General features: G+C 71.3%; 14 protein-coding genes. 12 read left to right on the top strand and 2 right to left on the bottom strand.

Annotated elements, in window-relative coordinates:
- Positions 1 to 111: 111 nt before the first annotated feature.
- From QNO14_RS04115 to QNO14_RS04065, 11 genes are read left to right on the top strand one after another with little or no spacing between them, the layout of a single operon-like run.
- Positions 112 to 930 carry a glycosyltransferase family 2 protein gene (locus QNO14_RS04115; protein ID WP_257495005.1) on the top strand — a complete coding sequence of 273 codons (819 nt, stop codon included), beginning with the start codon at positions 112 to 114 and terminating at the stop codon, positions 928 to 930.
- Entirely contained in the window at positions 930 to 1,874 is a 945-nt protein-coding gene (locus tag QNO14_RS04110; protein ID WP_257506817.1) for a glycosyltransferase family 2 protein, read from the top strand. Before QNO14_RS04115 ends, QNO14_RS04110 begins: the two co-directional genes overlap by 1 nt.
- Positions 1,871 to 3,205 (top strand): lipopolysaccharide biosynthesis protein, encoded by a 1,335-nt coding sequence (locus QNO14_RS04105; protein WP_257495007.1) that lies wholly within the window; start codon positions 1,871 to 1,873, stop codon positions 3,203 to 3,205. The genes QNO14_RS04110 and QNO14_RS04105 overlap by 4 nt, the downstream gene beginning before the upstream one ends.
- On the top strand, positions 3,202 to 4,806 hold the full coding sequence (locus QNO14_RS04100) for a glycosyltransferase family 2 protein (RefSeq protein WP_257506816.1): 1,605 nt from the start codon (positions 3,202 to 3,204) through the stop codon (positions 4,804 to 4,806). Before QNO14_RS04105 ends, QNO14_RS04100 begins: the two co-directional genes overlap by 4 nt.
- The gene (locus tag QNO14_RS04095; RefSeq protein WP_257506815.1) at positions 4,803 to 6,575 is read left to right on the top strand and encodes a hypothetical protein; all 1,773 of its coding nucleotides are present in this window, start codon (positions 4,803 to 4,805) and stop codon (positions 6,573 to 6,575) included. The genes QNO14_RS04100 and QNO14_RS04095 overlap by 4 nt, the downstream gene beginning before the upstream one ends.
- A 2-nt stretch (positions 6,576 to 6,577) precedes the next feature.
- Positions 6,578 to 8,149: an MATE family efflux transporter gene (locus QNO14_RS04090; RefSeq protein WP_257506814.1), complete on the top strand. Its 1,572-nt coding sequence runs from the start codon at positions 6,578 to 6,580 to the stop codon at positions 8,147 to 8,149.
- A 2-nt stretch (positions 8,150 to 8,151) separates the two neighbouring features.
- Positions 8,152 to 9,126, top strand: a complete 975-nt coding sequence (locus tag QNO14_RS04085) for a polysaccharide pyruvyl transferase family protein (RefSeq protein WP_257506837.1) — start codon at positions 8,152 to 8,154, stop codon at positions 9,124 to 9,126.
- Positions 9,127 to 9,129: 3 nt separating this feature from the next.
- Positions 9,130 to 10,380 carry a hypothetical protein gene (locus QNO14_RS04080; RefSeq protein WP_257506813.1) on the top strand — a complete coding sequence of 417 codons (1,251 nt, stop codon included), beginning with the start codon at positions 9,130 to 9,132 and terminating at the stop codon, positions 10,378 to 10,380.
- Positions 10,377 to 11,279, top strand: a complete 903-nt coding sequence (locus tag QNO14_RS04075; protein WP_257506812.1) for a glycoside hydrolase family 16 protein — start codon at positions 10,377 to 10,379, stop codon at positions 11,277 to 11,279. The genes QNO14_RS04080 and QNO14_RS04075 overlap by 4 nt, the downstream gene beginning before the upstream one ends.
- On the top strand, positions 11,276 to 11,842 hold the full coding sequence (locus QNO14_RS04070; protein ID WP_285184468.1) for an acyltransferase: 567 nt from the start codon (positions 11,276 to 11,278) through the stop codon (positions 11,840 to 11,842). Before QNO14_RS04075 ends, QNO14_RS04070 begins: the two co-directional genes overlap by 4 nt.
- An 18-nt stretch (positions 11,843 to 11,860) precedes the next feature.
- Positions 11,861 to 12,931 carry an acyltransferase family protein gene (locus QNO14_RS04065; RefSeq protein WP_257506811.1) on the top strand — a complete coding sequence of 357 codons (1,071 nt, stop codon included), beginning with the start codon at positions 11,861 to 11,863 and terminating at the stop codon, positions 12,929 to 12,931.
- A 169-nt stretch (positions 12,932 to 13,100) separates the two neighbouring features.
- On the opposite strand, the gene QNO14_RS04060 is transcribed toward QNO14_RS04065, so the two are convergent.
- Together QNO14_RS04060 and ispG are read right to left on the bottom strand one after the other, a co-directional pair.
- The gene (locus tag QNO14_RS04060) at positions 13,101 to 14,165 is read right to left on the bottom strand and encodes a hypothetical protein (protein WP_257506810.1); all 1,065 of its coding nucleotides are present in this window, start codon (positions 14,163 to 14,165) and stop codon (positions 13,101 to 13,103) included.
- A 161-nt stretch (positions 14,166 to 14,326) separates the two neighbouring features.
- On the bottom strand, positions 14,327 to 15,478 hold the full coding sequence (ispG, locus tag QNO14_RS04055; RefSeq protein ID WP_257495016.1) for a flavodoxin-dependent (E)-4-hydroxy-3-methylbut-2-enyl-diphosphate synthase: 1,152 nt from the start codon (positions 15,476 to 15,478) through the stop codon (positions 14,327 to 14,329).
- Between the two features lie 194 nt (positions 15,479 to 15,672).
- Here ispG and QNO14_RS04050 point away from each other — a divergent pair, with 194 nt between their 5' ends.
- A complete protein-coding gene (locus QNO14_RS04050; RefSeq protein ID WP_257506809.1) occupies positions 15,673 to 17,607 on the top strand; it encodes an anthranilate synthase family protein in 1,935 nt (644 codons plus the stop codon).
- Positions 17,608 to 17,618: the final 11 nt, after the last annotated feature.

The following is a 17,618-nucleotide window of genomic DNA, read 5'->3' as shown; positions in this document are numbered from 1 at the left end:
CACGACCCCCTGGGTGCGAGGGCGCGCTGCCATGCATGCGCCCCGCCCGATCTCGTGGCATCGCCGACCAACGGAAACCCATCGCGCCCCTCGACGAAAAGGTGACTCCCTGTGACCATCCCCCTGCCCACCACGCCGCGCATATCGATCATCGTCCCCGCCCGCAACGAGGCCAAGAACCTCGAGATCGTGCTTCCCCTGCTCCCCGACGTGCACGAGATCATCGTGGTCGACGGTCACTCCGTCGACGGCACCGCTGAGGTGGCCCGCCGTGTCCGACCCGGTGTCGAGGTCATCACCCAGACCCGCAAGGGCAAGGGCAACGCGCTGGTGTGCGGTTTCGAGCACGCGACCGGCGACATCATCGTCATGTTCGACGCCGATGGCTCCGCCGACCCCGATGAGATCCCGCGCTTCGTCGACGCGCTCGTGCAGGGCGCCGACGTCAGCAAGGGCAGCCGCTACATGGCCGGCGGCGCGAGCGAGGACATCACGTTCCATCGCAACCTCGGCAACCGGGGCCTCAACCTGCTGACCAACATCCTGCTCGGCACCCGCCACTCCGACCTCTGCTACGGCTACAACGCCTTCTGGCGCCGGATCCTCCCGTCCCTCGAGCTGCCCGCCGCGCACATCCCCGGCGCCGAGGGCCAGATGGTCTGGGGCGACGGGTTCGAGATCGAGACGCTGCTGACCTGCCGCATGGCCGAGAACCGTCTGCACGTGGTCGAGGTCCCGAGCGTGGAGCTTCCCCGCATCCACGGCGAGAGCAATCTCAACGCCGTCACCGACGGGCTGCGGGTGCTGCGCACCGTGCTCGACGAGCGCATGAAGCGCTGGGGCCGCAAGCGCGCGGTCGGCCCGGCCGGGTTCACGGCGACACCGGCCGCCCCGGCGCCCGCCGAGCGCGCGGAGTCGATCGGCCGGTGATGTCGGTCAGTGTCGTGATCTGCGCGTACACGCTCGACCGTTGGGATCAGCTGACGCTGGCCATGACCTCGGTTTCGGACCAGGGCGTCGGCGACGAGACGATCCTCGTCATCGATCACAACGACGAGCTGCTGCGCCGCGCACAGGCCCGGTGGCCCGAGGCGCGCGTGCTGGCCAACACCGGCAAGCAGGGACTGTCCGGCGCGCGGAACACCGCCCTGCAGGTGGCAGACGGCGAGATCGTCGCCTTCCTCGACGACGACGCGGTGGCCGAGCCCGGATGGCTGCGAACGCTGGTCGACGGATTCATCGCGCCGTCGGTCGTCGCGGTGGGCGGCAGCGCCGTGCCGCTGTGGCCGGGCGACGCCCCCGCCGTGCTCCCCGAGGAACTGCTCTGGATCGTCGGATGCAGCTATCGCGGACTCCCCACACGCCCCGGCCCTGTGCGCAACGTCATGGGCTGCTCGATGGCCTTCCGCCGCGACCCGCTCCTGGCCGTCGGCGGCTTCAACACCGACACCGGCCGCGTGGGCAAGCTTCCCATCGGCTGCGAAGAGACCGAGGTGTGCATCAAGCTGCGCCAGCTCGATCCGACCCACACCGTGCGGTACGAGCCGTCGGCGCGCGTTCGCCACCATGTCAGCCCAGACCGGACGCGCATGGCGTACGTCGCCCATCGCAGCTGGTGCGAGGGGATCTCCAAAGCGGGGATCGCGCGCACCGTCGGGCGCCAGGATGCGCTGTCGGCCGAGTCCGCCTACGCCTCACGCGTGCTCCCCGCGGCCCTCTGGCGGGAGCTGCGCCGCGGCCCGCAGGGCGCACCCGCCGCCACGGCGATCCTGCTCTCCCTGCTGCTCGCCGGCGCGGGCTTCCTGCGCGGCAGCATCGCCCCCGTGCGCGCCGGCAGCCCTCGCCGCTCGCTGACAGGGCGGACGCTGGCGTGACGGGCATCGGACGCCGGCACGCCGACGTCCCCGGCGCCGGCGCCGCGGTGGGCCGGCGCATCACGCGCGACTCGCTCTGGCTGGCAGCGGGGTACGCCGTCACCTCGCTGTCCGGGTTCGTCTTCTGGATGCTTGCGGCGCTGTGGATACCGCAGGCTCAGCTGGGCCTCGAGGCCTCGGCGCTCGCGGTCATCATGGCCGCGGCCGCGCTGGCATCCAACGGCCCGGGAAGCGCGCTGGTCGTCATGCTCCCGCTGGGCGGCCGGGCGGCGTGGTCGCTGCTGGGTCGCGCCTACGCCGTGACGACGGCGCTCAGTGCGGGAACCGGACTCGTGGCCGGGGTGCTCGTGGCCGCGGTGCTGCGACCCGATCCGCCGGTCGTCGTCACGGTGGCCGTGGTCACCCTCTGCACCGTGGTGTGGGCGCTGTTCAACGTGCAGACCCAGGCGCTGGCGGGAGCCGCCGACGCCCGCAGCACGCTGCTGCTCAACGGCTCCGCGAACCTGCTGAAGCTCGCTCTGCTGGCGGTTCTGGCCTTCGGTGCGGCCGGCACGGTGCATCCGCTCGTGACGGCGACGATCGCCCCCGCCGTCTGTGCCGTCGCCGTCGGCGCACTCGTGCTGGTGCCGCGCGCCCTGCGACGGGAGCAGGCACGGCGGCCGAGCGCGCAGACCTGGGACGCCGGGATCGCCCGCGCCTTCGCCCTCTTCACCGCGCAGAACGCCCTCGCCGTCGGCGTTGTGCTCTGCGCAGGGCTGTCGCTGTCGTTCGTCGTCACGGCCCTCGCCTCGCCCGAGGAAGGCGCGGTGTTCGCCATCGCCTATCAGTTCAGCGTCGCGCTGGACCTCGTCGGCGTCAGCGTCGCGACGGCGCTGGCCAAGAGCGCCGCGGCCGACTTCGACCCGAGCGCCGTGCTCGCCCGGTCGTACACGCGTTCCGTGTTCTTCGCGGTGGGTGCCCTGGGCGCGTGCGCGACCGTCGCCACGCCGCTGCTCTTCCTCATCGCCGGCAAGGGCTACCCGCCGCTGTACGGCATGGCCGTCGTCGGCGCGCTCGCGCTGGCGAGCCTCATTCGTCCCGGCTACGACATCTGGTCCGCGCTCGCCCGCGCGCGGCACCGGGTGCGGCCGGTGCTGTGGAGCAACCTGCTCTACGTCTGCATCCTGTTCACCGTCGTGCTGCTGCTCGTCCCCTCCCACGGGGCCCTAGGCGCAGCGCTGGCCATGGTCTGCGGCGCGTGCGCCCTCGCGGCCGTGGGCGCGGTCGGACTCCGCCGTGTGCGTGACCTCGCGCCCGCGCACGCCCTCGAACCGAAAGGTGTTGCCGCATGACGACACTGACCTTGATCCCCGCCATGCCATTGCACGGCGATGTGGACCGCGCCGCTGCGATATGGGTGGGCCTGCTCGAGGCGACGGATCTCGCCGATCACGTCGACACGATCACCCTCGCCGAGGGCGAGCTGTTCGACCGCGCCCGACTGCTGGTGCGCGAGCGCGGCGCTGTACGCGGGTATGTGACGCTCCCGCTGACGGCCGGCGCGCTCGACGCGCAGGCCCTGCGCGTCGCCGTGGCGGCGCTGCCTGAGGTCCCTCCGGCACCGCGCACCTCCCCCCTCCCCATGACCGTCGTGGTGTGCACCCGCGACCGCGCCGGGCTGCTGCGGGACGCGCTGGAGGCGATCCGTGCCATCGAGTACCCCGCGTACGAAGTGGTCGTGGTCGACAACGCGCCCGCCACCTCCGAGACCCGCGACCTGCTCGCGGCGGAGTTCCCCGAGTTCCGGTATGTCCGCGAGGATGCCGCAGGGCTCTCGCACGCCCGGAACGCCGGCCTGCGCGCCGCCGCCGGGCAGATCGTGGCGTTCACCGACGACGACGTGGCCGTGGACTCGCAGTGGCTGTGGGCGATCGCCGCCGGCTTCTCGCGCGCCGGCGACGTCGGCTGCGTCAGCGGTGTGGTGCCCACGGGCGAACTGCGCAACGAGGTGCAGGCGTACTTCGATGCCCGCGTCAGCTGGTCCAAGCTCACCACCGCCCGCGAGTTCCGCTTGAGCGATCCGCCGGCGGACCTGCCGATGTTCCCGTTCTGCGTGGGCGAGTTCGGCACCGGTGCGAACTTCGCGGTGCGCCGCGACGGCATGCTCGCCCTCGGCGGGTTCGACACCGCGCTCGGCGTCGGCACGCGCACGAAGGGCGGCGAGGACCTCGACATGTTCCTGCGGCTGCTCTACGACGGTCAGGCGATCGTCGTCGAGCCCGCCGCCCTCGTGTGGCATCGCCATCGCGCCGACCTCGACGCCCTCACGGCGCAGGCGATCGGCTACGGGCGTGGGTTCGGCGCCTGGGCGACCACCGTCCTGCTCGACCCGCGCATGCTCGGCGCCGCCCTGGGGCGGGCGCCGCGCGCCGTGGCGCGCCTCGTGAACAAGCCCATGTCGACGGTGGACGACGCAGCGACCTCGTCGACGCTCTCCGCCGAGGCCAAGCGCGTGGGGCGCACCGAACTGGCGAGCGTCCTCGGCGGACCGGCGAGCTACTTCGCGGAGCGGCGCGCCCAGCGCGAAGCCGGCACACTCGCCGGGCCGGCCTCGCGCGGCCCCGTGATGGAGCGGCGATGCTGGGCGTCGCTGGCGGGCATCGGCGGGGTGTGCGGGCTGCTCGGTCTGCTGCCGCTGCCCCCCGCCCTGTCTCTCGCCTTCGTGGCGCTGTTCATCCTGATCGGCCCCGGCGCCCTCGTCCGCGCGTGGGTGGTGCTGCCGCCCCACTTCGCCCCGCTCGTCATCCCCGCCATCGGCATCTCGGCCCTGCTGCTGCTGACCACCGGCATCGTCTACGCGCAGTGGTGGAACCCCGTGCTGTGGCTGTTCGCCCTGGCCGGGGCCACGTGCCTCGGCGCCATCGTCTCGTTCGGTGCGAGGAGGACCGCATGACCATCACCGCACCCCGCACCGACCGCTCCCCCGCCCGCCCCGTGCCGGCACGTGCCTCCCGACCCTGGCTGCTGCCGACCATCACCCTCGGCCTCGCCGTCGTCGCCTGGCTCATCGCGATCCCGTCGCTGCGCGACGCCCCGTGGCACCTGTTCGGACTCCTCGCCGCGGCGAGTCCGCTGTTCCCTGTCTCGATCGCGCTCGCGGTCATCGCGTTCTGCCTGGCGATCGCGCTGCGGGCGACCCGCACCGCAGGGGTGGCGCTGGTGACGACCATCCTCATGACGCGCCTGCCCACCGCGATCTCCACCGACGCTCCGCTGTACTCGTGGACGTACAAGCACTTCGGTCCCATCGACTACATCCAGCGCTACGGCACGGTCGATGTGGACGTGGACATCTACCACAACTGGCCCGGAGCCTTCTCGTTCATCGCGTGGCTGAACACCGTCACGGGGTCCGAGACGATCGACATCGCGCAGTGGTTCGCGGTGGGCTCGCAGCTGGCCGTGGCCGCCGCGATCTTCTTCCTGGCACGCACCTACGGGCTGAACCCCGCCACCGCGCTCGTCGCCGCCTTCTGCGCCCACGCGGTGAACTGGGTCGCCCAGGACTACTTCTCCCCGCAGGCGATCGCCTTCGCCCTCGGCATCGTCGTGGTCGCGCTCATCCTGGCCTCGGTCACGACGAAGGCGGCGGCCTGGGTGGCGGTGCCGATCTACGCGGCGATCGTCGTCACCCACCAGCTCACGCCGTACTGGCTGCTGGCGGCGGTGCTCCTGCTGACACTGCTGGGGCGCGTGCGCCCCCGGTACATCGTCATCGTGTTCGCGGTGATCGCGATCGGCTACATGGTGCTGCACATGAACGTGCTCAGCCAGTTCGGGCGGCTGCTGAACTTCGACTTCCTCAGCAATATCCTCACTCCCTCCGCACGCAACGAGACGCTCGGAAACCCCAGCATCGGGCAGCTCACGAACTCCTGGGCAGCCCGTGGCGTGACGCTTCTGGTCTGGGTGTCCGCGGGGCTCGTCACGGTCGTCCGGCTCCTGCGGCGTCGCAGCCCGTGGCGTGACACCCTCGTTCCCGCCATCGTCGCGTTCTCGCCCGCCCTGATCCTGGTCGGCCAGGGCTACGGCGGCGAGGCGATGTTCCGGGTGTTCCTCTACTCCATCCCCGGCTGCATGCTGATCCTCGCGCCCGGCATCACCCGCATGCTGCGCGGGGAGCTCGACCGCGCGCGCCGCGGGGCCCAGGTGGGTGTCGCGGGCCTCACCGTGATCGCCTCGCTCACCTCGATGCAGGCCTACTACGGCGGCTGGTTCGCCAACCTCGTCACGCCCGAGTCGGTGCGCCTGACCACCGAGGTGCTGCGCAACGAGGATCCCTCCACCCTCACGATCGGCGTCGCGCCCGGCGCCCCCGGACGCCTCGTCGCGGAGTACGTCGACTTCGTGGCGGCCGACGCGCTGTTCGACTCCGGCATCGACATGTGGCTGACCTCCTGGCCGGGCTGGGAGACGGAGCAGTTCGCCGACCCGCGCCGCGTCACCCGACTCACCGACAGCCTCGTGTGGGAACAGCGCCCGGCGCTCGTGGTGATCACCCAGCAGATGCGGGACTACAGCGCCTACTACGGCACGCTGCCCGACGGCGCCCTCGACCGGTTCGAGGGCATCCTCGAGGACGATCCGCGCTGGGAGCTGGTGCACGAGTCCGACGAGACGCTGGTCTACCGCCTCGACCTCGGCGCGAGGAGGCTGGGCTGAGCATGCCGGCCTCCACCGGGACACCGCCGCGCCAGCGCCGCGCGACGGCGGGCGCGAACGGCGGCATCACGGGCGCGGTGATCACGACGTACCTGGCGCGCATGTCGTCGATGATCGCGTACGTCGCACTGCTGCCCCTCGTGCTGGGCGCCTTCGGCGCGGAGTCGTACGGCCTCTACATGCTGACCGTCGCGCTCGGCGCGCTGTTCCAGCAGGATCTCGGCATCGGCGACGCGACCACCCGGTTCATCGGGGTCGCGGTGCCCTCGGACGACGTGGCGCGCATGCGGCGGGTCGCCTCGGCCAGCAACGTGTTCTACTTCGGCGCGGCGTTCGTGCTGGCATCCGCCACCGCCATCGCCTTCGCCGTGACGATCCCCAATGCCGACTTCAGCGAGAGCCTGCAGTCCACCGCCTGGGCGCTGGCGATCCTCGGGGTCGGCAACGTCTTCCTGCTGCTGGTGTTCTCGGCCAACCGCCAGATCCTCGCCGGCATCGGACGCCTTCACATCGTGAACTACCTGCTGATCGCACTCGCATCGTTCCGCGTCGTCTTCACGGTGATCGTGTGCGTGCTGGATCTCGGCATCGTCGCCGTCGCGGTCGTCGACGTGCTCGGCATCCTGGGCTTCGGCATCGCCACCTACGTGCTGCGCCGCCGCTGCGCGCCGCGCATCACCGCGCGCGTCTCCGACTTCCGCTGGGACGTGTTCCGGGAGCTGTTCCGCGTCTCCTCGCAGCTGATGGTGCTGGGAATCGCGGGCGTCGTGGTCATGCAGGTGGGCGGCATCCTCACGGCGCTGCTGCTGCCGATCGCCTTCACCGCGATGTATGCCGCCGGGCAACGGATCTACCTGCTCGTGAAGGAGGTGACCGGCTCGCTCGCCGTCGCCCTCCTGCCGACGGCATCCATGCGCCATGGCGGCGCCGAGGGCGCCCCGATCGGACACCTGTACCTGCGCGGCACGGGCCTGGCGAACATGCTGATGACGCTCGTGCTCGTGCCGGTGGTCATCTTCATGCCGCAGATCATGCAGGTCTGGCTCGGCGAGGCCGGCCCGGGCGCCGCGATCGTGGCGCAGATCCTCGTGCTGTCGATGTTCGCCAACAACAACCATCTGCTGGCCGTGCCCATCCTCACCGCACAGGGGTCGCTGCGGGGCTTCGCCGTGCTGCACACGATCTGGGCCGTCACCGGCACCCTCCTCGCGCTCGCGCTCGGGAACACCCTGGGCCTCGCCGGCATCGCGCTGGGGCTCGCCCTGCCGATCGTCGTGCTGGAGCCGTTCTACATCGCGATCACGCTGCGCCGCCTCGACCTGTCGCTGCGCGATTTCGCGATCCGATGCCTCGTGATGCCGTTCGCCACCGTCGCGCCGCTCGCGGCGCTGCTGTACGGGGCGAGCCTGCTCGATCCGCCGTTGCCGCTCGCAGCCGCCCTCATCGCACTCTGGGCGGTCGCCGCGCTCACCGTCTACTACTTCTTCGCTTTCGACAAGGCCACGCGTGCCCGGGTGAGGGCGGCACTGCCCGCTCCTTTCCGTGCCGGCCGCACCCTGGAGGACTCCCCGTGACCATGCCCATCGAGAACACCCACGACCCTCGCCCGTCGGGGTCGGGATTCATCGACGAGATGCAGCGGCGCTCGTTCGCGGCGCTGACGGCGCTGCACGACGGCGTCGATTCGCTCGTGCTCACCGATTTCCCCGATTACGAGAACATCGGCGACTCGGTCATCGCGCTGGGTCAGGCGGAGTTCTGGCGCCGCGCCGGCATCCGCGTGGAGGCCACGTATTCGTGGGGCACGATCTCCCCCGCGGTGTACGACTCGCCGACGCCCGTCGCCATCCAGGGCGGCGGCAACTTCGGCGGGCTCTACCCGCAGCACAGCGAGCACCGCTACCGCCTGGCCGAGCGGCTGCGCCCCGAGACGCTGCTCATCCAGGAGCCCCAGTCGGTGCACTTCGCCTCCGAGGCCGACCGCGCCGAGTTCGCCCGGCGCATGGCGGTGCGCCCCGGGCTGCGCCTGGCCGTGCGCGACACCGCATCGCTCGCGGCCGTGCGCGACCTCGTCGATGATGTGACGCTGGCGCCCGACAGCGTGCACATGCTCGGCCGCCTGGAGGCGGCCGCTCCCACCCGGGAGAGCGTCTACCTGCTGCGCCGCGACGACGAGAGCGCCCTTCCGGCGGGCGTCGGGGCGACGGCGGTCGACTGGCCGGCGATGACGTTCACCGACCGCCTCGCGCAGCGCCTGCGCCGCACCTTCTTCGAGGGGGCCGTCACGCGCCGTATGAACCGCACGACCGAGCGGTGGTTCGCGGATGCCGCCACGCGCCTGGCCACCGGCGTCGCGCTGCTGTCGCCCGGCGAGACCATCGTCACCGATCGCCTGCACGCGATGCTCGTGGGGCTGCAGATGGGGCGCAGGGTCATCGCTATCGACAACGCCAACGGCAAGCTCACCAGCTACGCCGGCACCTGGCTGGAAGACCTCGACCTCCCGCTCAGCTTCGCCCCGGATCTGCCGACAGCGACGGCGATGGTCTGAACCATGGTCATCGCACGCGACGAGGAGACCGGCGCCGAGGTCCGCGGACCCGGGCTGGTTGCGGCGCGCGGTGCGGCGTCGGGGCGCGTGCTGGGCCGTGACCGGCTGTCGGCGGGCGTCTACATCAGCGTCGAGCTCTCCCCGCTCGTCGTCCCCGAGCGGGCGGCGGTCGTGGATGCCGTGCGCACCCTCATCGGCATGGGCGCCGCCGCCCGCGCCGGCCGCACGTTCGACGGCGCCCGGTGGCGGTACGACCCCGAGGCCCTCGACGGGCAGGCCGAGCGCATGGTGCGGCAACTGCCTGCGGCGTACGCGGGCGACGCCGGGCTGCCGCGCCTGCGCGAGGCGATCACCCCCGACCTCCCGTTCATGGTCTTCCTCGGGGACGACCGCGCCTCGCTGTGCATCGACCACAGGCTCGGCGACGGGTTCCTCGGTGTCATGCTGACCGCCGGCATCCTCTCGGGCCGCGGCGCGCCCGGCGTCTTCGCCTCGGCCCGCGACGCCGACCCGCTGCCCGCCGCGCTGAACGCCACGTTCCTGCATCACCCCGGGCGCGCGGTCGACGTCGTACGGGACCGGCTCGCCGAGCGACGCACCCCGCGCCCGGCCTACACCGGAGACACGGTCCCGGCCGAACGCGGCTCGCTCGACCTCGTCACCGGCATCATGGGCCCCGACACCTACCGATCCATCGCCGCCTGGAGCCGGGGACGCGTGCCCCCCACCCTCGCGATGATGTTCGCGCTGCGCGAGGCGCTGCGGCGCGTCGGCTTGCCCGTGATGGACGAGGGCTCGATCCTCGTCGACCTGCGCCGCTACCTGCCGTCGGGGCGCTCGACGCTGGCGAATTTCGTCGTGGGCCACCCCATCGACACCGCGGCCGGGCTGGATGCCGCCGGCGCCGGCTTCAGCCGCGACCTGCACACCGGTCGCCCGCTTGCGGCGCTGACCGCCGGGCTGCTCACCCGCGGGTGGCGGCGCCCGCCCGCGGCGAGCGCGCCCGCCGCCGCCAAACCGATCGTGAGCGACATGGGCTTCCTCCGTGCCCTCGAGCCGCTGCCGTGGGCAGGCGAGGGGACCGTGCGCGTGTCGGTGGACCCCGCCGGCCGCAACGGCATCACCGCGCTCACCGCCGTACTCCAGCGCCGCCTCAACGTCTCCATGAGCTTCGACGCCTCCCTGTACGACCGCTCGACCATCGCCGCCGCCTGCGAGCTGCTGTGCCGCGACCCGAAGGGACTACTGCCTTGACCATCACCGCCCCTCCCCCCACCGAGGCCCCGACCCCGCGCCGGCCCCGGCGCCGGCGCCGCTGGCTCACCCTCGGCATCCCCGCCGGCATCCTCGTGATCGTCCTCGTCATCACGGGTGTCTGGTGGTTCACCGGCTTCTCCTTCCTCGCACCGCGCTACGGCGACGACGAGCCCCTCTTCGACGACTTCGACGGGCCCGCCGGGTCCAAGCCGAACCCCGCGTTCTGGAGCATCCAGACCGGCGGCGGCGGCTGGGGGAACAACGAGCTGCAGGAGTACACCGAGGACGCCGTGGCGCTCGATGGCGAAGGCAACCTCGTCATCACCGCGACGATCCCCTCGGATGGCTCGACCCCCACCTCGGCACGGATCACGAGCCACAACAAATGGTCGTTCAGCTTCGGCCAGCTCTCCGCGCGCGTGAAGCTGCCCGAGGGGCAGGGACTGCTCCCGGCCTTCTGGCTGCTCGGAGACGGCATCGACCGCGTCGGATGGCCCAATGCCGGCGAAGTCGACATCATCGAGACCCCCAACGACACCTCCCGCAGCCGACACCACCTGCACGGGCCGATCGGGTGGACCGAGCACTGGTCGGTGAACCACGGCGTCGACATGCCGGCGCCGCTCGCCGATGACTACCACGTCTACACCGTCGAGAAGCAGCCCGGCCGCATCATCATGGCGATCGACGGCCAGGTCGTGTGGGACGTCGAGGAGTGGGACATCCCGCTCACGGGGCGCTGGGTGTTCGACGAGCCCACGCACGTGCTGTTCAGCCTCGCCGTCGGAGGCAACTGGCCAGGCGACCCGGATGCCACGACGCCGGAGGTCAACAAGATGCTCATCGACTGGATGGCCTACACACCGGCCGACGAGACCGAGACGCTGGTCCCGTGAGCGGCCGTGTCGGCGGCCGCGTCGCGATGCTGGCGCGCAGTCTCGCGGAGGACGCGTCGTGGGGGTGGCGATCGTTCGTGACCAACAGCGTCGCAGGCTCGGTGCTCTGCCCGCGGGCGGTGCGCTACGGCATCCTCCGCGCTCGAGGCTTCGACGTGCAGACCCCCAACCTCTCGTCACGCTGCACGTTCACGGGAGGCCGTGACATCCGCATCGGCACCGGCACGTTCGTCAACGTCGGATGCTACTTCGAGGCCGTCGCGCCCATCCGCATCGGCGAGGACTGCCAGCTGGCGATGTTCGTCACGATCATCACGAGCTTCCACGGGGTGGGCCCGGACGGGGTGTCCAAGGATCGCGACAGCGCACCGGTCACCATCGGCGACCGGTGCTGGCTCGGCGCGAACGTCACGGTGCTCCCCGGGGTCACCATCGGCGACGATGTGGTCGTCGCCGCGGGCGCCGTCGTCACACGGGATCTGCCCGGCCGCGCCGTCTACGGCGGTGTGCCCGCCCGCCTCATCCGCACCCTCGCGGACGAGCCCGCGCCCGCCGCGGCCTGACTCATCGCAAGGACTCCCATGCAGACCTCCCACCCCGTCACCACCGCGCGCGCCACCCAACGGGTGACCTGGCTCGACGGTGCCCGCGGCATCGCGATCATCCTCGTCGTGCTCTTCCACGCCGGCATGTTCACGGTGCCCACCGGGCTCGCCTCGCCGTGGTGGGAACCGCTCAACCTCGTGTTCGCCCTGCTGCGCATGCCGCTGTTCTTCCTCGTGGCGGGCATGCTCGCCGTCGGGGCGGTGCAACGCTCCTGGCCGGCACTGTGGCGTACGCGCCTGGCGGTGCTGGTGTGGGTCTTCGTGGTGTGGACGGTGCTGCGGTTCGCGTATTACCAGGTGATCCCCGAACCGATCGATCTGAACCAGTCCAGCTGGCTCGACTTCGTCCTGTCGATCGTGCGCCCCTCGAACGGGCTGTGGTTCCTGTTCGCGCTCGCGCTGTTCCTCGTCGCGGCGAAGGCGCTGCACGGGCGGGTGAACCGCTGGATCGTGCTGGCCATCGCGACGGTGGCGTCGTCGGTCGCGCACGGCGGGTTCACCTTCGGCAACGTCACGTACGACGGCATCATGAAGTACTTCGTGTTCTTCATGCTCGGCCTGTACCTGCGGGAGCCGATCATCCGCTTCGTGCACCGCCGCCGGTGGCCGGCGGCGGTCGCACTGCTGGTCGTGTTCGCGGCGGCCATCGCGCTGCGCGGTGCGACGGGATGGTTCGTGGATGCCGCCACGGCGGTGCCGGTGGGTCTCGTCGCCGTCGCCTTCGGCCTGTGCTTGTCCCGCAATCTCGCCCGCACCCCGTTCACCCGGCCGCTCTCGCGGCCGCTGGAGCACCTCGGCCGGCGCACGCTGCAGGTGTACGTCACCCACATCCTGCTGCTGTCGACGTTCACCAGCGTGCTGGTGCCGTCCGCCGACACCGGGGTGCTCACGATGCTGCAGCCCGTGATGCCGGTGCTGATGTCGGCGATCGCCATCGCGCTGAGTCTGCTCGTCGCCGCGGGCTGCGAGCGGGTGCCGGTGCTGCGCCTGCTCTACGTTGCGCCCGCCTGGTTCGCGCGCGACCGTGCCGGCGATCGCCGGGGCTGAGCCCGCCTCCCGGAAACAGGAGAACTCCCCGGTACAGGAGAATTTCAGCCGAAACGTCCTGTACCGGGGAGTTTTCCTGCACCGGTGATGCGCTGAGGCGGTCAGTTCAGCGCCGCGAACACCCGCGCGGCCAGGTCGGGCAGCGGCACCGGCACCTCGCTGGGGCGCGTCAGGGTGCGGTCGCGAGCGCGGCGAGGGCACGCTCGCCGAGTTCGACCACCAGGGCGAAGTCATTGTCGGGGGGATGACCGTGCACGGCGCGCAGCACATTCACGCCGTCGGTGGCGACAGCGATGTGAGTCCCCTCCTCGCCCGTGACGATCGCCCCCTCGGCACCGGGAATGGTCACCGCAGTGGCATCCGGATGCGCGGCCACGTCATCCCACCACCCCGCCCCACCAGGCATGATCTCCAGGGCGAAGCTGGCGGATCTGCCTGCAGGGTCCGCTGAGCCGGAATCGGTGAACCAGGCGCAACGGCGTGCGACACCCGCGTCGTCCAGCAATTCGTCCTCCGGCTGCGGTGACGGCCCTCCCTCGAAGCCGCCGTAGAGGTTTGCACCAGCGAGATCGGACAGACCGATGTGCGACGCGATGTCATCGCACGAGGGCAGCTCCCACCAGGTGGATCCGCGCGTGGCGGACACGGGGGCCGGGAAGGATGCCAGGTTGGCCGCAGCCGCGGTCAGCGCCGCGTCGAGCTGTTCCACAGGAGGGGCAGACAGTTGCCATCCGGCCCGGGCCATGAGCCAGACACCGTTTGCGACACGCGACATGCGGCACAGGGTGGAGTCATAACTCGGCTCGCAGCGCGGATCACTGAAGTCAACGCCTGTGACCGCCGCTTCGGGAAGCGCGTATACCGAGATCCCGTCCATGCCCTCGGGCAGGCCCGCCCCTTCCCCGCCCATCCAGGTGCACTCGAGGCCGCCGGCGGTGGACTCGGCATTCAGGTCGATCCCGCGCCGCGCCGATGCGCCCGCGTTGGCCTCGGACCAGCTCGCCTGATCCGTGGCGCCGACGCCGAGGATCGACTCGACCTGTTGCTGTGTCAGCACGTTCGCACAGTCGCCGTCGAACGCCGCAACGGGCCCGACTGCTTCCGGCGTCGGCGCCGGTGAGAGGCCGGCATCCGATGGCGACGGCGACGTCTGCGGCGTCTGCGGAGGCGTCGTACAGGCCGACAGCGCGGCGACCCCGATCACGAGCGGGGCGAGGACGCGAAGGATGCGCATGTCTGCATATTGCCGGAACCGCGGGCGGCCGATTGGAACGATTCGATCACGGCCGGACCGGGGAATGGCCGTCTCCCCAGAACAGGAGGACTCCCGGGAACAGGACGATCCGCCGGGAAACGTCCTGTTCCGGGGAGATCGCCTGTGGCGGGGAGGCGGAATCAGGCCGTGATGACCTGCGCGGTGCCGATCGGTGCGGCCGGCCCCATCTCGGCGGCGAGGCGGTTCGCCTCCTCGATGAGCGTCTGCACGATGTCCGCTTCAGGCACGGTCTTGATGACCTCGCCCTTGACGAAGATCTGACCCTTGCCGTTGCCGGATGCCACGCCGAGGTCGGCCTCGCGGGCCTCGCCCGGACCGTTCACGACGCAGCCCATGACGGCCACGCGCAGCGGCACGGTCATGTCCTTGAGCCCCTCGGTGACGTTGTCGGCGAGCGTGTAGACGTCGACCTGTGCGCGCCCGCACGAGGGGCACGAGACGATCTCGAGCTTGCGCTCGCGCAGGTTCAGCGACTGCAGGATCTGGTGGCCGACCTTGACCTCTTCGGCGGGCGGCGCCGACAGCGAGACACGGATGGTGTCGCCGATCCCCTCGGACAGCAGGATGCCGAAGGCGGTCGCGCTCTTGATCGTGCCCTGGAACGCCGGCCCCGCCTCGGTCACACCGAGGTGCAGCGGCCAGTCGCCCCGCTCGGCCAGCAGCCGGTAGGCCTTCACCATGATCACGGGGTCGTTGTGCTTGACGGAGATCTTGAAGTCGTGGAAGTCGTGCTCCTCGAACAGGCTCGCCTCCCACACGGCGCTCTCCATGAGAGCCTCCGGGGTGGCCTTGCCGTACTTCTCGAGAAGACGACGGTCGAGCGAGCCGGCGTTGACGCCGATGCGCAGCGAGACGCCGGCATCCTTCGCCGCCTTGGCGATCTCGCCGACCTTGTCGTCGAACTGCCGGATGTTGCCGGGGTTCACCCGCACCGCGGCGCACCCGGCGTCGATCGCCTGAAAGACGTATTTGGGCTGGAAGTGGATGTCAGCGATGACCGGGATCTGGCTCTTCTTCGCGATGATGTGCAGCACATCGGCGTCGTCCTGGCTCGGCACCGCCACACGGACGATCTCGCATCCGGACGCCGTCAGCTCGGCGATCTGCTGAAGGGTGGCGTTGATGTCCGTGGTCTTGGTGGTCGTCATCGACTGCACGCTCACGGGTGCGTCCCCACCGACGAGGACCTTCCCGACGCGGATCTGACGGCTCTTGCGACGCGGAGCGAGAAGCTCCGGCACTCGCGGCATTCCGAGGTTGACTGCTGGCACGATCCCACCCTACGCCGGGCGACCTGGAGAGGGGCCGAACGCCGCCCGCGGACAGCGGTGTGGTAGTTTCGGCCCCATGTCCGCGAACCTCACCTGGTGGCTCACCGCATAGGCGGCGGGTTCGTGTGACGACAGACCGCCCGCGGGGCGGTCTTTTCATTTGGGGTGGCCGCTCCCATGACGAAAGACCGACCATGACCGCGTCCCTCACCGCCACGCTGGCCGCGCTGCCCGCGTTCGCCCTCATCGCCCGCGACGCCGACACGGTGGAGATCCTCTCCGGCGAGGTCGTCGACGTCGAGCTGCTCGCCGACATCCCCCTGACGGATGCCACGGGCACGCCCCGAGAGGTGCTCGCCATGGTGCCGTTCCGTCAGGTGCGCGAACGCGGCTTCGCCTGTCACGACGACGGGGCTCCGCTGCGGTGCCTCATCGTGGACCGCCACACCTCCGTGCCGCGGGCACAAGCGCTGGCCGAGCTGCCCGCCGAGCCGATCGCGCTCGCCGACGCGGGGTTCGACATCGCCGACGACGCCTACGCCGACATCGTGCGCCGCGTCATCGCCGAGGAGATCGGTCGCGGCGAAGGCGCGAACTTCGTCATCCGCAGGGACTTCACCGCCGGGGTGGATGCCGACCCCCGCACGGCCGCACTCACGTGGTTCCGGGCGCTGCTCGAGCACGAGCGCGGCGCGTACTGGACGTTCGCCGTCGTCACCCCCGACCATGTCGCCGTCGGTGCGAGCCCCGAGGCACACGTGAGCGCTCAGGGCGGCGTGGTGACCATGAACCCCATCTCCGGCACCTTCCGCCACCCCGCCGGCGGCGCGACGGCCGAGACCCTCAGCGCGTTCCTCGCCTCGACCAAGGAGACCGAGGAGCTCTTCATGGTCGTCGATGAGGAGCTGAAGATGATGAGCGCCGTCTGCGCGGACGGCGGACGCATCACCGGTCCGCACCTCAAGGAGATGTCGCGTCTGACCCACACCGAGTACGTGCTGCGGGGCCGCAGCCGACTCGATCCCCGCGACATCCTGCGCGAGACGATGTTCGCCCCCACCGTCACCGGCTCCCCCATGCAGAACGCGTGCACCGTCATCGCCCGGCACGAGACCGCGCCGCGCGGGTACTACTCGGGCGTCGCCGCGCTGTTCACCCCGCGCGACGAGGCGGCCTCCACGACGGAGGAGGGCGACGACGTCACGCACGACCTCGACGCCCCCATCCTCATCCGCACCGCATATCTCGAAGACGGACGGCTGCGCGTGCCGGTGGGCGCGACGCTCGTGCGCCACTCCGACCCCGACGGCGAAGTGGGCGAGACCCACGGCAAGGCCGCCGGCGTGCTCGGCGCGATCGGCGCGATCCCCCGCGACACCGCGGCCGAGGCCGCAGCCGCCGCCGTGACGGCGGGCGCGCCGGACACCGACGCGCCGGCACCCGCACCGCGATCGCTCGCGGACGACCCGCACATCGCCGAGCTGCTGGCCTCGCGCAACGCCCGGCTGGCGGAATTCTGGCTGAACCCGCAGGGCGACGACGCCGAACCCGGCCCGTTCGCCGGCCGGACGGCCGTGGTCGTCGACGCCGAGGACCGCTTCACCACGATGCTCGCCCACCAGCTGCGCCACCTGGGACTCGACGTGGCGATCGTGCCGTGGGCCGAAGCATCTCCCGCGACGCTGGATGCCGCCGACCTCGTCGTGGCCGGCCCCGGCCCCGGCGACCCCCGCGACCCCGACAGCCCGCGCCTGCGCCGCATGCGCGAGGTGGTGCGCGACCGGCTGCGCAGCGGCCGGGCGCTGCTGGCCGTGTGCCTCAGTCACCAGATCCTCGCCCACGAGCTGGGCCTTGATCTGGTGCCGCTGGACGCACCGCACCAGGGTCTGCAGAAGACGGTCGACGTCTTCGGCGAGCCGGCGTCGATCGGCTTCTACAACACGTTCACCGCGCGTCTCGCGCCTGCGACGGCGATCGGGACGGCCGAGGTGGCAGCCGATGCGGCATCCGGCGACGTCTACGCGCTGCGCGGTCCCGGATTCGCGTCGGTCCAGGGCCACCTGGAGTCGATCCTCTCGCGCGACGGCATGCGCACGCTCGATCGCCTCGTCTCCGCCGCTCTGGCCTGACGAGCGTCGTC

It is taken from the genome of Microbacterium sp. zg-Y625 (genome assembly GCF_030246925.1).
In the GTDB taxonomy this organism is placed as follows: domain Bacteria; phylum Actinomycetota; class Actinomycetes; order Actinomycetales; family Microbacteriaceae; genus Microbacterium; species Microbacterium jiangjiandongii.
Note: the sequence above shows the minus strand (reverse complement) of the source record. Positions and strands in the feature narration are given on the sequence as shown.